13 protein-coding genes are annotated in these 14,681 nt (G+C 34.9%); 9 read left to right on the top strand and 4 right to left on the bottom strand.

Annotated elements, in window-relative coordinates:
- The first annotated feature begins 8 nt into the window (after window positions 1-8).
- From ccoN to QWY92_RS14210, 6 genes are all read left to right on the top strand, one after another.
- Entirely contained in the window at window positions 9-2,201 is a 2,193-nt protein-coding gene (gene ccoN / locus QWY92_RS14235; protein WP_290272433.1) for a cytochrome-c oxidase, cbb3-type subunit I, read from the top strand.
- A gap of 24 nt (window positions 2,202-2,225) precedes the next feature.
- Window positions 2,226-2,411: a CcoQ/FixQ family Cbb3-type cytochrome c oxidase assembly chaperone gene (locus QWY92_RS14230; protein ID WP_290272431.1), complete on the top strand. Its 186-nt coding sequence runs from the start codon at window positions 2,226-2,228 to the stop codon at window positions 2,409-2,411.
- Window positions 2,408-3,307, top strand: coding sequence for a cbb3-type cytochrome c oxidase N-terminal domain-containing protein (locus QWY92_RS14225; RefSeq protein ID WP_290272429.1), 900 nt, complete (start codon window positions 2,408-2,410; stop codon window positions 3,305-3,307). The genes QWY92_RS14230 and QWY92_RS14225 overlap by 4 nt, the downstream gene beginning before the upstream one ends.
- A gap of 69 nt (window positions 3,308-3,376) precedes the next feature.
- Window positions 3,377-4,801, top strand: coding sequence for a cytochrome c oxidase accessory protein CcoG (ccoG, locus tag QWY92_RS14220; RefSeq protein ID WP_290272428.1), 1,425 nt, complete (start codon window positions 3,377-3,379; stop codon window positions 4,799-4,801).
- Window positions 4,802-4,988: 187 nt separating this feature from the next.
- On the top strand, window positions 4,989-5,438 hold the full coding sequence (locus tag QWY92_RS14215) for a FixH family protein (RefSeq protein WP_290272426.1): 450 nt from the start codon (window positions 4,989-4,991) through the stop codon (window positions 5,436-5,438).
- 1 nt (window position 5,439) lies between these two features.
- Window positions 5,440-6,141, top strand: coding sequence for a sulfite exporter TauE/SafE family protein (locus tag QWY92_RS14210; protein ID WP_290272424.1), 702 nt, complete (start codon window positions 5,440-5,442; stop codon window positions 6,139-6,141).
- A gap of 155 nt (window positions 6,142-6,296) precedes the next feature.
- Here the strand turns inward: QWY92_RS14210 and QWY92_RS14205 are convergent, their stop codons facing one another.
- Window positions 6,297-7,130, bottom strand: coding sequence for a universal stress protein (locus tag QWY92_RS14205; RefSeq protein WP_290272422.1), 834 nt, complete (start codon window positions 7,128-7,130; stop codon window positions 6,297-6,299).
- Between the two features lie 63 nt (window positions 7,131-7,193).
- Window positions 7,194-8,558 carry an oxygen-independent coproporphyrinogen III oxidase gene (gene hemN / locus QWY92_RS14200; RefSeq protein ID WP_290272420.1) on the bottom strand — a complete coding sequence of 455 codons (1,365 nt, stop codon included), beginning with the start codon at window positions 8,556-8,558 and terminating at the stop codon, window positions 7,194-7,196.
- Between the two features lie 123 nt (window positions 8,559-8,681).
- On the opposite strand from hemN, the gene QWY92_RS14195 reads away from it, so the two are divergent.
- From QWY92_RS14195 to QWY92_RS14185, 3 genes are read left to right on the top strand one after another with little or no spacing between them, the layout of a single operon-like run.
- Window positions 8,682-9,299, top strand: coding sequence for a YceI family protein (locus tag QWY92_RS14195; RefSeq protein WP_290272418.1), 618 nt, complete (start codon window positions 8,682-8,684; stop codon window positions 9,297-9,299).
- Window positions 9,300-9,345: 46 nt separating this feature from the next.
- Window positions 9,346-9,876, top strand: a complete 531-nt coding sequence (locus QWY92_RS14190; RefSeq protein WP_290272416.1) for an RNA polymerase sigma factor — start codon at window positions 9,346-9,348, stop codon at window positions 9,874-9,876.
- Window positions 9,877-9,914: 38 nt separating this feature from the next.
- A complete protein-coding gene (locus QWY92_RS14185; RefSeq protein ID WP_290272414.1) occupies window positions 9,915-10,703 on the top strand; it encodes an anti-sigma factor in 789 nt (262 codons plus the stop codon).
- Between the two features lie 381 nt (window positions 10,704-11,084).
- Here the strand turns inward: QWY92_RS14185 and QWY92_RS14180 are convergent, their stop codons facing one another.
- Together QWY92_RS14180 and QWY92_RS14175 are read right to left on the bottom strand one after the other, a co-directional pair.
- On the bottom strand, window positions 11,085-13,319 hold the full coding sequence (locus QWY92_RS14180) for a TonB-dependent receptor (RefSeq protein WP_290272411.1): 2,235 nt from the start codon (window positions 13,317-13,319) through the stop codon (window positions 11,085-11,087).
- Window positions 13,319-14,611 (bottom strand): tetratricopeptide repeat protein, encoded by a 1,293-nt coding sequence (locus tag QWY92_RS14175; RefSeq protein ID WP_290272409.1) that lies wholly within the window; start codon window positions 14,609-14,611, stop codon window positions 13,319-13,321. Before QWY92_RS14175 ends, QWY92_RS14180 begins: the two co-directional genes overlap by 1 nt.
- Window positions 14,612-14,681: the final 70 nt, after the last annotated feature.

Raw genomic sequence — 14,681 nt, 5'->3', positions numbered from 1 at the left:
TTTAATTTATGGAAATGCAACAGTTTAAGTACGATAATAAAATCGTTACAAAATTTATTTACGCCACGATTGTGTTTGGCGTTGTAGGTATGGCGGTAGGTTTGCTACTGGCGTTCTTGTTTTTATTCCCAAATTTAACCGATGGTATTCCTTGGTTAAGTTTTGGTCGTTTAAGACCACTACACACCAATGCTGTAATTTTTGCTTTTGTTGGTAATGCGATGTTTGCGGGTATTTATTACTCGTTACAGCGTTTGCTTAAGGCGAGAATGGCTAGTGATTTATTAAGTAACATTAACTTTTGGGGTTGGCAGCTTATTATTGTTGCAGCAGCTATTACATTGCCTTTAGGTTATACATCAACTAAAGAATATGCGGAATTAGAATGGCCTATTGATATTGCAATCACTATTATTTGGTTGGTTTTTGGTATCAACATGATTTGGACTATTTTAAAGCGTAGACAACGCCACTTATATGTAGCCATTTGGTTTTACTTAGCAACGTTTGTTACTGTTGCAGTACTGCATGTTTTTAATAGTTTAGAACTTCCTGTAAGTGCTTTTAAAAGTTACTCTGTGTACGCTGGTGTTCAAGATGCTTTAGTGCAATGGTGGTACGGCCACAATGCGGTAGCCTTCTTTTTAACAACTCCGTATTTAGGTTTGATGTATTACTTTGTACCTAAAGCAGCAAACAGACCTGTATACTCTTATAGATTATCTATTGTACACTTTTGGTCTCTTATTTTTATTTATATCTGGGCTGGACCTCACCATTTATTATATACGGCATTACCAGAATGGGCACAAAATTTAGGTGTTGCATTTTCAGTAATGTTACTAATGCCGTCTTGGGGTGGTATGATCAATGGTTTATTAACCTTGCGTGGTGCATGGGATAAAGTTCGTACAGATCCTGTTTTAAAATTTATGGTTGTTGCCATTACCGGTTATGGTATGGCGACCTTTGAAGGCCCATTGCTTTCGCTAAAAAGTGTGAATGCGGTAGCGCATTTTACAGATTGGATTGTTGCCCACGTACACGTTGGTGCATTAGCTTGGAACGGTTTTATGGCTTTTGGATTAATTTATTACTTAATTCCACGTCTATTTAAAACAAAAATGTATTCTGCATCTTTAACTAATGTGCACTTTTGGGTAGGCACATTAGGTATTATCATGTATGCTTTACCGTTATATGTTGCCGGTTTTACTCAGTATTCTATGTGGCAACAATTTAATCCAGATGGTACTTTAGTTTATGGTAACTTTTTAGAAACCGTTACTGAAATTATGCCAATGTACATGATGCGTGCTGTTGGTGGTACTTTATATATTATTGGTATGTTTATCTTGGTTTATAACGTGATTATGACTGTTAGACAAGGTAGCAAAGTTGAAGATGAATTAGCCGAAGCTCCAGCATTAGAACGTGTTTCTAAAAGCAGAACAGCTAATGAAGGATGGCACACTTGGTTAGAACGTAAACCAATTCAATTAACCATTTTAGCAACTATTGCTATTTTAATTGGTGGTGTGGTTCAAATTGTACCAACCATTATGGTAAAATCTAATATACCAACCATTTCAACAGTAAAACCATACTCACCATTAGAATTAGAAGGTCGTGATATTTATATCCGTGAAGGTTGTGTAGGCTGCCATACTCAAATGATTCGTCCGTTTAGACACGAGGTTGAACGTTACGGTGAATACTCTAAAGCAGGAGAATTTGTTTACGATCATCCATTCCTTTGGGGATCAAAACGTACCGGACCAGATTTACATAGAATTGGCGCTAAATATTCAGATAACTGGCACTTTAACCACATGTACGATCCACAAAGTACCTCATCAGGTTCTATTATGCCAAGATACCCTTGGTTAATCACCGGAGAAGGTAGTGAGTTAGATAAATCGTTAACCGAAAGAAAAATGGAAGCTATGGTAACCCTAGGCGTACCATACACGCAAGAGGAAATTAATAATGCACAACAAGCTATGTTAGAGCAAGGTGGGCAAATTGAGCAAAACCTATATCAAGATCCTGATTTTGCAAAAACCTATGAAGCGGATAAAAAATATGCAGCCGACAATGGAGAGCCTTTTATAGAAATGAAAAACAGAGAAATTGTGGCACTTATTGCTTATTTACAGCGCTTAGGTACCGATATTCACGTGAAACCAGAACAAAAATAATAACCACCAAAACAATATAAAATCATGTTGAAATTTATAAAATACCACATGGAAACTATTGACGGTATCGAGATTTATCCAATAATTTCGTTAGTGATATTCTTTTCATTTTTTGTACTCCTTTTTTGGTGGGTTATTACTGCGAAAAAAGACTATATACAAAACGTTAGCAACCTGCCTTTAGAAACTCAAAACGACGATACATTATGAGAAAACTAATTCCATCTTGGATACGAATTCCCGTAGCCTTTTTAATAATTTTCGCTGCAACAGAATACTGTGTAGATTCTGGCGAAAAGCCGGCTTTTATTGAATATACTGCCGTTCAATTATTTTTAATTTTAGTACTTCTAATTTTAATAGCTATTGAAGGTGTTGTTGGAGCATTGGAAAATGTAATGCTTCATAAATTAGACGAAGCGGCTAAAGCTCGTTTTTTAGCTGAAAAAGAATTGGGCTATAAATTCACTTGGATAAAAGAAACTTATACCAAATTACTAGGTCAAAAACCAATAGAACAAGAAGCTGAAATTATTTTAGATCACAGTTACGATGGCATCAAAGAACTAGATAACAATTTACCACCATGGTGGGTATACGCCTTTTACATCTCCATCGTTTTTGCTATTGTTTACATGTTGAAATATGAAGTTTTTAATGGTGACAATCAAATTGATGAATTAGAAACAGAATTAGCAGAAGCTAGAATAGCCATTGAAGAATACAAAAAAACGGCAAAAGATTTAGTCGATTTTAATACTGTAACGTTATTAACTGAAGCATCAGACTTAAAAGCCGGAAAAACCATTTTCGAGACTAACTGTGTGGCATGCCACATGGCTGATGGTGGTGGTGGAATTGGCCCGAACCTAACCGACCCGAACTGGATTTTAGGTGGCGATGTTAAACATGTATTTAAAACCATATCTGAAGGTGGACGTTCTGGAAAAGGAATGATTGCCTGGAAAGCACAACTAAAACCAGCACAAATTGCTCAGGTTTCTAGTTACGTTTTAAGTCTGCAAGGTACAACGCCTGCAAACCCAAAAGAGCCACAAGGCGATATTTGGACAGCTGAAAGTGACGCACCTGCAGCTGTAAATTAAGCATACACTAACTCAATATACCTTAAACCTGTTAGTTTTTTACTAGCAGGTTTATAAACACCAAACAACGTGGAAACGCCAGACAACGAAACATTTAGAGACTCCATAGGCACGGTTACCGAAGACGGTAAACGCGCATGGGTATTTCCTAAAAAACCAAGTGGCAAGTTTTACAAGTATCGTAAATACGTAAGCTACGCCTTATTAGCATTTTTACTATTGGCACCATTTATTAAAATTAATGGCAACCAGTTTTTAATGTTTAATATTTTAGAAAGGCGTTTTAATATTTTTAGTTTCCCGTTTTGGCCTCAAGATTTTCATCTATTTGTAATTTCGATGATTATTGGTGTTGTGTTTATTGCACTTTTTACAGTATCCTTCGGACGTATTTTCTGCGGATGGATTTGTCCACAAACCATTTTTATGGAAATGGTATTTAGACGTATTGAATATTGGATTGAAGGCGATCGTGGTAAACAAATGCGGTTAGCCAAACAACATTGGAATGCCGAGAAGATTAGAAAAAAAACAATAAAAACAATTATTTTTATTTTGATTTCCTTTATCATCGCCAATGTGTTTTTGGCGTATTTAATAGGAAGCGACAAGCTTATATCTTACATCACCGATGGCCCTACAGAACATTCCAGTACGTTAATATCGTTAACCATATTTACAGCCGTATTTTATTTTGTTTTTGCTTGGTTTAGAGAACAGGTTTGTATTATTGCTTGCCCTTACGGTAGGTTGCAAGGTGTTCTTTTAGACACAAAATCTATTGTTGTGGCATACGACCATAAACGTGGAGAGGCAGAAAATGGTAGAAAAAAATTCAGAAAAACTGAAGATCGTGAGGCTTTAGGCCATGGCGATTGTATCGATTGTATGCAATGTGTTAATGTTTGCCCTACCGGTATAGACATTAGAAACGGTACACAGTTAGAATGTGTAAACTGTACGGCTTGCATTGATGAGTGCGACCATATTATGGAAAGCATTAACCTGCCAAAAGGTTTAATTAGATATACGAGTGAAGAAAATATAGAAAAGAAAGTACCGTTTAAACTAACTCCAAGAATTAAAGGTTACATCGCGGTATTAGCCATTTTAACAGGCTTACTTGTAGGTATGCTTTTTTTACGAAACGATGTAGAAGCTACTATTTTAAGATTACCTGGTCAACTATACGAGCACAAGGATAACAATATTATTAGTAATGTGTTTACTTATAAATTAGTAAATAAAACATCGGAAGCTATTGAGGGCGTAAGCTTTAAATTACTTTCACATAAAGGAGAATTAAAATTGGTGGCAACAAACGATCACTTTGTAGTACCTAAACAAGAAATATCTAAAGGGACTTTATTTGTTGAAATAAATAACTCGGCTTTAAGTGGCGATAGAAATAAAATTAAAATTGGAGTTTACTCTGGAGATAAATTAATTGAAACCACTACAGCTAACTTTTTAGGCCCAAGAAGTTTTAAGTAAGCCTGCTGTTAAGAACTGAAAAGTAATTTGGCAGGTAGTTGCATTAGGGATAGAACGGTATGTTTGAGCTCCCCGACCAAAGGAAGGGAGCGAGTAGTGATAGCCCGACCCGTAGGGTAATGCCCTAAACATAAAACGAGTAATAATGACGTTTTCGCTTTCGCGGAAATAAAAAAATATTATTGAGATGAAATTTAATTGGGGAACCGGAATAATACTAGCATTTATAGGCTTTATAGCCTTTATTTTATACTTTGTTATAACCATGTTTTCGGACAATAGATTTAAAAACGAACTGGTTACCGAAGATTATTATGGCGCAGAAGTTTTGTACCAAAAGGATATATATAAGCTTGAAAAAGCGGAAGAATTAACGGTTAATGTCAATTATTTCCGCACTAACGAGGGCATAAAAGTGGTATTCCCAAAGGGTTTCGATTACAAAAAAATTACAGGAAAAGTGTTCCTATATAGACCATCTAACAAACAACTAGACTTTGAAACTTCTATTGTTTCACTGTCTGATTCTACTTTGCTCATACCTGACAAACGTTTGGTAGATGGTCGTTGGAACATTAAAATTGATTGGCAATATAATGGAAATTCGTACCTATTCAAAGAATCTATAATTTATTAATATGCTTGTTTCGGCATTTATACTCGGACTTCTAGGTAGTTTTCACTGCGTTGGCATGTGTGGCCCTATTGCTTTCATGCTTCCGGTAGACCGAACCAATCCTCTAAAAAAAGCATTGCAAATTGGCGTTTATCATTTTGGTAAACTGCTTGCCTACAGTGTTATTGGACTCGTTTTCGGACTTATAGGAAAGAGTTTATTTATTTTTGGATTTCAGCAACAGCTTTCTATTTTTATTGGCATTTTAATGATTTTAGTGGTTATTATTCCACAGAAAACATTCAATAAATATAATTTCTCCAAACCGGTTTATCGTATTATTTCGAAAGTGAAATCGGGCTTAGGAGCGGCCATGAAGAAAAAAACAATGGATACCTTTTTAACTATTGGTTTTTTAAACGGCTTTTTACCTTGTGGTTTGGTTTATATGGCGGTTTTTGCCGCTATTGCTAGCGGACATGCCTTAAATGGTGCTTTATATATGGCGGTTTTTGGTTTAGGAACCATCCCGTTAATGACCACAGCGATTTACTTTTCGCAATTTTTAAAAGGTGCCGCACGCCAAAAAATACAGAAAGCTATTCCTGTTTTTGTGGTGATTATTGGTGTTCTATTTATTATTCGCGGTTTAGGGTTAGGCATTCCTTACCTATCGCCTACTCCTGTTTACGATCTGGTTACTAATAGTATTGATTGCCATTAAACCTCACTTCTACCCTCTTTTACAATACAAAAAAAACTCTAAAATAGAATCTACTTTAGAGTTTAAAAATTTGGCTTTTTAAAAAATATAACCTCGCCAACCTTCCTACTTTGAAGGCTGACGAAATTATACCTCTCACAACAGAACCTTATTCTTTATATTTTTAAGGTAAGTACGGGTAATGTAGAATGGTTAACAACATCTTCGCTCACGCTACCTTGAAAGAAGTGAGCCAAGCCTTTTCTGCCATGTGTTGGCATTACAATTAAATCGGCTCCATATTTATTAGAGAAGCTTAAAATGCCTTCATCTACGGTGTAATCAGCAACATAATGTACATCCTCCATACGTTTTAAATGGCCGTCTGCTTTGTTGAAAAAGTCAACTGCTCTTTTTTCTAATTCTACCGAGCTTCTAAATTTTTCGTTTGGTAAATTAACATGTACTACGTAAATTTTTGACACAATTTTTTCGAACATTTTAACCGTGTTAATATACGGTGCCATAGACTCTTTACTAAAATCACAAGCCAAAACAATAACTTCAAAATTAATATCTGGGATGTTGTTTTTTACAACCAACACAGGTATTTCGGAGTTACGCACTACTTTTTCTGTATTGGAACCTATAAACATTTCCTGCACGCCGCTGGTGCCATGAGACCCCATAATGATAATATCGGCTTCACGTTCTTTGGCAACATCATTAACCTCACTAAACACTTTAAAATGTTTAATAATAGGCGTAATTTTAACATCTTTTAAATAGGGTTTATTTAAGAATTTCTCGAAACGCTGTTCGGCTATTTTTAGAAAATAAACAGTTTGCTCTCCAAGGCGTGACGCAGATGCTGTGAGTGCCAAATTGTCTATTTCTAGCATGTGTAAAACCAAAATTTCTGCATCATGTTTTTTTGCCAATCTTGCAGCGGTTTTTAATGCATATTCTGACTGTTCTGAAAAATCGATGGGTACAATGATACGTTTCATTTTTTAAGGTTTTAGAAGTTATTAATTCTTTTTAATTTAATCATTTTTTAATATTCCGAAGCACTAAACTGTCATGGAAAACAATTGCGCGTCGGGTTGTTTACGTTGTAATAAGACATCGAAAGCCATACAAATATTTCGTACAAAGGGTTGTCCTTTTTCAGTAACTTCAAGATGCTTAGCGTGTATATTAACTAAACCATCGATTTCCATTTCTTTCAACATAATTAAGGCATCTGGCAATTCTTTAAAGTATAAATTGGTGTCTTCCCAACTGGTTTTAAAACGACACATTAAATTCAGAATATGTTGCCTGATGATTAAATCTTCTTCATTTAAAATATGTCCTCGATATACTGGAATAATATCATCCTTCAGTAAATTATAGTAACTTTCTATGCCTTTTACATTTTGCGAAAAGCCATACCAACTATCGCTAATGGATGACACGCCCAAACCAATCATCGCCTGTGTTTTAGAGGCCGTATAGCCCATAAAGTTTCGATGTAGATTTCCATTTTCCATAGACTGAAAAAGGCTATCGGTTTTTAATGCAAAATGGTCCATGCCAATTTCGTGATATCCTACCTCAGCAAGGAGTTGTTTTCCTAATTCGTATTGCTTTCTTTTTAATTCTGGTGTTGGTAAATCGTTATCATTAAATCCACGTTGTCCATTACCTTTTATCCATGGTACATGGGCATAACTGTAAAATGCTAATCTATCGGGCAACAATGCTTTTGTTTTCAAAATAGTAGATTTCACGTGATCTAAATTCTGAAACGGCAGTCCAAAAATAATGTCGTGCCCCACCGAAGTGTATCCTATTTCTCGAGCCAAATTAGTTGCGCGTTCTACGTTTTCAAAAGGCTGAATACGATGGATGGCTTTTTGTACCGTTTCATTATAATCTTGCACACCATAACTCACCCTACGAAACCCAACATCGAAAAGCGCTTGCAAATGTTCGCGCGTGGTATTATTGGGGTGCCCTTCAAAACTAAACTCATAATTATCGGCTAAAACCGATCGTTTTAAAATGCCATTAATCAGTCGTTTTAAATGCTCTGGGCTAAAAAAGGTTGGAGTACCACCTCCTAAATGCAACTCTTTAATCACTGGTTTTTCGTCAAACAACTCTAAATATAAATCCCATTCCTTTAAAACGGCATCAATATATGGTGCTTCTACACTGTGCTGTTTGGTGATGCGCTTGTTACATCCGCAAAACGTACATAAGCTTTCGCAGAAAGGTAAATGAATGTAAAGACCAATACCTTCTTTAGCATTACTTTCTTTAAATGATTGTTTTAAAGACGCTTTCCACAATTTTAGCGAAAAGGTTTCATTATCCCAATACGGCACCGTGGGATAACTTGTATATCGCGGTCCCGAAACATTATACTTATTAATCAATAAATTATTCATACCTAACATTTAATATTCAAAATTACAAGAAAATGATTGTTAAAAATATGATATATATCATGTATAATCTTGCTTGTCCCGTATTATTGACTTAACTTTCGACTAAATAAAAATCTTATTAAAATGAAAAATATCAGTATCCTTTTTGTAGTGTTAGCCATGAGCTTAACATCTTGTAAAAATGAAAAAAAAGAGACTGCCACTCCTGCTGAAGCTGAAGCGGCTAAAAACTTTGTAATTAAGTCTGAAGGGACTTCGGTAACTTGGACGGCCTACAAAACCACCGAAAAATTACCTGTTGGTGGTGAATTTACAACGGTAAATTTTGAAGAACAATCGGGAACAACTCCACAAGAAGCTTTAAACAATTTAGAGTTCTCTATACCTGTAAGCAGTTTATTTACTAAAGATGACACGCGTGATGTAAAACTTAAAGCGTCATTTTTTGGAGCCATGTTAGACACCGAAATTTTAAAAGGAACCATTTCTGTTGAAAATGATACTTACGTAGCATCAATTACCATGAATGGTGTAACAAACAATTTACTTTTAGAAGTAAGTATTACCGATGAAAGACGTGTAACCTTATCAGGTGTTATGAGCTTAAAAGATTGGGATGCCCTTGGTGCCTTAGAATCTTTAAACAAAGTATGTTTCGATTTACATAAAGGCCCAGATGGTGTTAGTAAAACATGGGAAGATGTGGCTATTAAAGTAACCACTTTTTTACGCGATAAATAAAATTTCAGCATAAAAAACCAGTATTAACAAACTCTCAAGAGCTTATATGAATCTAGATATTCTAGTTGAAAAATTTAAACAGAAAGACGAAAAAGCTTTTGAGAGTTTGTATACTATGTATAGTGAAAGCATGCATGGTGTTATCTACAATATTGTTAGAAACCACGACATTGCTGAAGAAGTGATGCAGGATGTGTTTATTAAAGCCTGGCATAAGGCCGATACCTACTCTAGTACTAAAGGTCGATTTTTTACGTGGATATTAAATATTGCCAGAAACGCTGCCATTGATAAAACCCGTTCAAAAAGTTTTAAGAACTCCAAACAAAACCTTGATGCTACTTTTTTCGTAGATATCCTTGAAACCAGCGATAGTTTAGATAGCAAAACAGATGCAATAGGAATAAAAAATTATGTGAGTAAGCTCGCAAAAAAATGTATTGAAGTTATTGAACTTCTATATTTTAAAGGCTACACACAATCCGAAGCATCGGAAACTCTTGACATGCCTATTGGCACCATTAAAACAAGAAATAGAAATTGTATAAAAGAACTTCGAAATATGGTTTTAAACTAAAGCAAACACTCGCTTTATAAACTATTTTTATAATCATTATGGATATTAACGCATACATACAATCCGGAATTTTAGAGCTCTACGTAGCTGGTTCGCTTTCTGAAGAAGAGAACAAAGACGTGCATGCTATGATGAAAAAACATCCAGAAGTTTTACAAGAAGTTTTAGATATTGAAGCCGCGGTTATTAAACTTACCAGCGCAACTGCTCCAAAGAGAAAACATACTATTTTAGAAAACATCCAAAAAACTTTAGGATTTGATGCTGATGTAAAAGTTATATTCATCTCTAAATACAATTGGGTAACTTATGCTGGCTGGGCTGCTTCTGTAGTTTTTGCCACAGGTTTATTTTGGATGGTAAACCAAAACAACCAATTACAATCGGATATTGAAGTAGCGAAAAGCTCGCAAACCTTATTAGAAACTCAAATTGCAAATTCTAAGAACAGTTTAAAAGAAGCCAATACTTTGGTTAGCGTTTTACGAGACGATGCCATAGCAAAAATACCATTAGCCGGGCAAGGCAACTTCGCCAATACTTATGCTAAAGTATATTGGGACAAACAAGCGCAGCGTATATTTTTAGATGCTCAAGGTTTACCAGAACCTCCTGAAGGCAAGGTTTATCAAGTTTGGTCTTTAAAAATGAGTCCGTTAACACCTACAAGTTTAGGTACGATAGACAATTTTGCAACAGATGCTAATAAAATATTTGAAATTGCAAATAACAACGACAGTGAAGCCTTTGGTATCACTTTAGAGCCTGCCGGAGGTAGTGAATCGCCAACGATGGAGTTTCTATACACGCTAGGAGTCGTTAGTTAATTCCGCATCTTTCTCACCTATTATTTAAGCTTTTAATATTGAATTCATTTTGGAATGGGATACTTTGTATTCTTAAATATCGTAGCCTAATTGGCTATATAAATCATATTGATTTATATGAAAAGACCTCAACTTTATCCTTATAAGACGGCTAACATGAGGTATTTCAAACTGAACAACTTCGATCTAAATAAGTTCAATAAAAAAAATTACATCATATTATCATATAACAAAAAAAACACTTGATTATATTTCTATAACCAAGTGCCTTCACCTAACATAAACCAAAACAATAAATCACTAAAAATCCTGGCTCTGTAACTGTATTATATTTAAATTTTATTCAACTAAACCTTTTTAATAGAATGGGATTAATCATTTTTAAAACCGATACGAGATCGTTCCTTTTAAAGAAAATGGAGTCCCCGGTGTAAAATGAATTTCTTCAACCGATTGTGCTTCATTTTGCAAACGCGATTCGGTAGCAAACTGCGTTTCGTTCCATTCGGTATCAAATACGTTTTCTATTCTAACACCAAAAGTGATATCCTTTATCGTGTAGTTTGCATTAAAATCGGTTATAAAATAGCCGTCTGCAACAATGCTATTATCTTCGTTTGCAGGTCTATCATCTATATATCGATACTGAAATCCGCCTGAAAAATGTTTTAAATTCTTAACAGAAACCCCTCCAGACAATGTAAAATCGGGAGCTAAAGGAATGTAGTTTTCACCATCAGGATCGGCAACACTTCGCGCTTTGGTTAAAGTGGCATCCGAATTTAAATACAACCAATCGTTAAACTGATAGCGTAAACCTAAATCTAAACCATAACGTCTGGTTTCTCCGCTTGGCTCAACAATTCCAGCATCGCCAACATAAACAAATTCTTGTTCTAAAAACAAATACCATAAGGCCGAATTCACCACCAATTCTGGAATAGGCTTCCAAATAGTTCCTAAATCTACGCCGTAAGCTTTTGGTAATACCGGTTTATCAAGATTACTAACCACAACACGTGTGTCATTTGAGTGAAACCCAATACCCGATTTTAAATACAACTGCAAATTGTTTTGCGCTTCAAAAAAGAAATTCAATTTAGGACTAATTATCGCTTTAGTTTCAGAAAGCGATGTATAGGTTGGCTGCAACTTATCATCATATATAAACTTAAAATAATCTAAGCGTAAAGCAGGCGCTATTTTAAATTTACCCAATTCTATTTCGGCATTAACAAATGCATTTAAATTGGTTTGATTAATATCGCCAAGTTGCACCTGTTCTATCGTAGACGTTCTGTTCAATGTTTTAGATAACTCCGTATCATTTGCAATATCATTTCTAACACCAAGCCCAGAATTTATAGTTACAGGCATGTTCCCTACATAAGTATTGTGTGTCAATACCGTGTTTGCACCAAAAATATCACGATTTTCCTTTTGCTTAATTTGATCGCCATTAATAGGATCTTCTAAAAAGAACGTGAAATTGGAAAACAATTCAAACTCATAATGCGTATAAAACACATTGGTTTTTAAACGGGTTTTATCCGAAATATATTTACTAAACTCTGCGTTTAAATTAGTGCGTGACGTGGTACCTCCCTCGGTATCATCGATAGCACCAAATCTAGAAATATTTCCATTGTCTACTTCGCGCTGCGGAATTTGTCCCGACGCATCCCAACGACTTGTAAAATGAGATAAGGTTAAACTGAATTTATTATTCAATGGTGAAAATGTGGTGTATTTACCAAACACATTCAATCTATTAAAATTTTGAGGCGACTCAAAAGGGCCGTCATTTTCTAAATATTCAATAGCCATGTAAGCACTTTTGTTTTTGGTATCGCCCAATAAATCGAACATACCTAAAGTCCTTAACGCATTAAACTGTCCTATAGATACTGAAATCTCACTATCTTTTAAGTAATCTTTCGTTTTAAAATCGACATAGCCTGCGGTATTAAAATCTCCTTTGTCGGCGTAATATGCCCCTTTTCCAAAATCTATTTTACTTACCGTTTCCGGGATTAAAAAGTGTAAATCGCTATAACCTTGTCCATGTGCATGCGACACCATATTTACTGGCATTCCATCTACTGAAATAGCCACATCGGTACCATGATCGATATCGAAACCACGTAAAAATAATTGTTCCGCTTTACCTCCACCTGCGTGCTGACCAATAACTAAACCAGGCACTTGCCTTAAAACTTCTTGTGAAGAATTTACAGGGCTCGTATTTAAATCTAACCTAGAAATGGTATTCAAGGCATTTAACTGCTCGTTAATTTGCAATTCTTTTAGCTGAAACACTTTCGTCTTTAAGCTGATTTTTAAGGCTGAATTAAAAGCCAATGTATCTAAAACTAAAATTCGGTTTTGATAACCTAATAATCCCACTTTTATAGAATCACCAACTTGGCTACGTTCTAAAATAAACAAGCCGTTTTCGGCAGTATGCGCGTGAGTTTTCGAGCTTAAATTATATAAATAAGCCGCTTCTAGTGGTTGGTTTTCCTCATTTAAAACCCAACCTTTTAAATCTTGAGCATGAGTTAAGTGCGTAAAAAAAACGACCGATAAAATAAAAATTTTCTGTAAAGTATCCATTAAATATTATTAATTGCAACTGCGGTTAAAGGGCCTAATTCGAATATACTTGAATCTAATTCTGCTTTTAAAGCTTGAGCTTCTTTCAATTTACCGTTAGCTTTATAAATTTGCGCCAAATGTAATAAAACATCCGGTTCTGAGGTGTGCCCTACGACATGTATTTCCATAATTTCTAGTGCTTTTTCAGCTTTACCATCGTTGTAAAGTGACCAAGCCAATAAATCGTATGATTGCGGTGTTGGTCTATTTTCAATTTCCTGATAAGCAATTTCTAAAGCTTCATTTACTGTTGCTTTATTTTCAGCATATAAAAGGGCGTTATATTTATTGTACATCACTCCATATTGTGGGTTATTAACGGCAGTTTTATATAATTTCAACAGCTCTTCTTTCAATATATTATCTCCTAAATACTCGGCCAATTCTGCTTTCAATAAAAAATAATCGGGCGCATTATAGGTTTTGGTAATACTGTTTAAAATACGCATCGCTTCGTCGGCATTTTTCTCATGAGAATATACAATCCATGCAATTCCCTTTTTAGCATAAGCATCTTCTGGATCTAACTCCAAAGCTTTTAAATAATGGATATAAGAATTTGAAATTTCACCAGCATGTCCGTAATAATCGGCTAAATTAGTATAAACCCACTGTTTAGTTACAGGTATATTAGCATGCTCTGCGATGGTTTTGGCTTGTTCCATATACTTTATAGCCGCACCCAAATCACCACGATGATCGGACCATTTTGATAAACGAATTAAATAATCGAAATCTGAAAAATCTTTAAATTTTTCTAAATAGACTTTAGCCGTTTCAAAATCGCCTAATTCTAAATTAATGTCGAATAACATTTTTTGGGAACTTTCTAAACCTTCACCATGTACTTCTGCTTTTTTAAGCAAATCCAAGGCTGGTTTAAATTTATGTTGAGAAATATAATTTCTAGCTAAAGCTCTTAAATAGCCCGCTTTATTATAGTGTGTGGTTTCGTTAACTTGAATCAAGCTATTTTCGGCTTCTATTAAAGAGGCTATTTGCCCGGTTTTATTAAATATTTGCGATTGTGATGCTGAAATTTTAGACAAATAAGGAAACTGGTTTGGGTGTGCCACTAGTTTTTTAGTCCAAAAATGTAAATCGGCTTTTGTTAATTCTAATTCTTTGTTTTCATCGAGATTCAAATAGACATTATATTCTTCTGCATTTGTAATAATCTTATCTGTTTGATTACAGTTAAAACTTAGCAGCGCTAATGCTATAACCGTAAATATGTTTATAATTTTCATGATTTATTAGTTTTTTGAGTGATTTGTTAGGTGAAAAAAAAAGAGGCTGTCTAGATAAAAAATCCATCCA

This window comes from Algibacter miyuki (genome assembly GCF_030409805.1).
GTDB classification, from domain to species: Bacteria; Bacteroidota; Bacteroidia; order Flavobacteriales; family Flavobacteriaceae; genus Algibacter; species Algibacter miyuki.
Note: the sequence above shows the minus strand (reverse complement) of the source record. Positions and strands in the feature narration are given on the sequence as shown.

Coding starts and splice junctions, on each gene's coding strand:
- QWY92_RS14215 (WP_290272426.1), top strand. CDS start 4,989: ATGAAATTTAATTGGGGAACCGGAATAATACTAGCATTTATAGGCTTT.
- QWY92_RS14190 (WP_290272416.1), top strand. CDS start 9,346: ATGAATCTAGATATTCTAGTTGAAAAATTTAAACAGAAAGACGAAAAA.
- QWY92_RS14180 (WP_290272411.1), bottom strand. CDS start 13,319: ATGGATACTTTACAGAAAATTTTTATTTTATCGGTCGTTTTTTTTACG.
- hemN (WP_290272420.1), bottom strand. CDS start 8,558: ATGAATAATTTATTGATTAATAAGTATAATGTTTCGGGACCGCGATAT.
- QWY92_RS14195 (WP_290272418.1), top strand. CDS start 8,682: ATGAAAAATATCAGTATCCTTTTTGTAGTGTTAGCCATGAGCTTAACA.
- QWY92_RS14205 (WP_290272422.1), bottom strand. CDS start 7,130: ATGAAACGTATCATTGTACCCATCGATTTTTCAGAACAGTCAGAATAT.
- QWY92_RS14185 (WP_290272414.1), top strand. CDS start 9,915: ATGGATATTAACGCATACATACAATCCGGAATTTTAGAGCTCTACGTA.
- QWY92_RS14225 (WP_290272429.1), top strand. CDS start 2,408: ATGAGAAAACTAATTCCATCTTGGATACGAATTCCCGTAGCCTTTTTA.
- QWY92_RS14175 (WP_290272409.1), bottom strand. CDS start 14,611: ATGAAAATTATAAACATATTTACGGTTATAGCATTAGCGCTGCTAAGT.
- QWY92_RS14230 (WP_290272431.1), top strand. CDS start 2,226: ATGTTGAAATTTATAAAATACCACATGGAAACTATTGACGGTATCGAG.
- ccoN (WP_290272433.1), top strand. CDS start 9: ATGGAAATGCAACAGTTTAAGTACGATAATAAAATCGTTACAAAATTT.
- QWY92_RS14210 (WP_290272424.1), top strand. CDS start 5,440: ATGCTTGTTTCGGCATTTATACTCGGACTTCTAGGTAGTTTTCACTGC.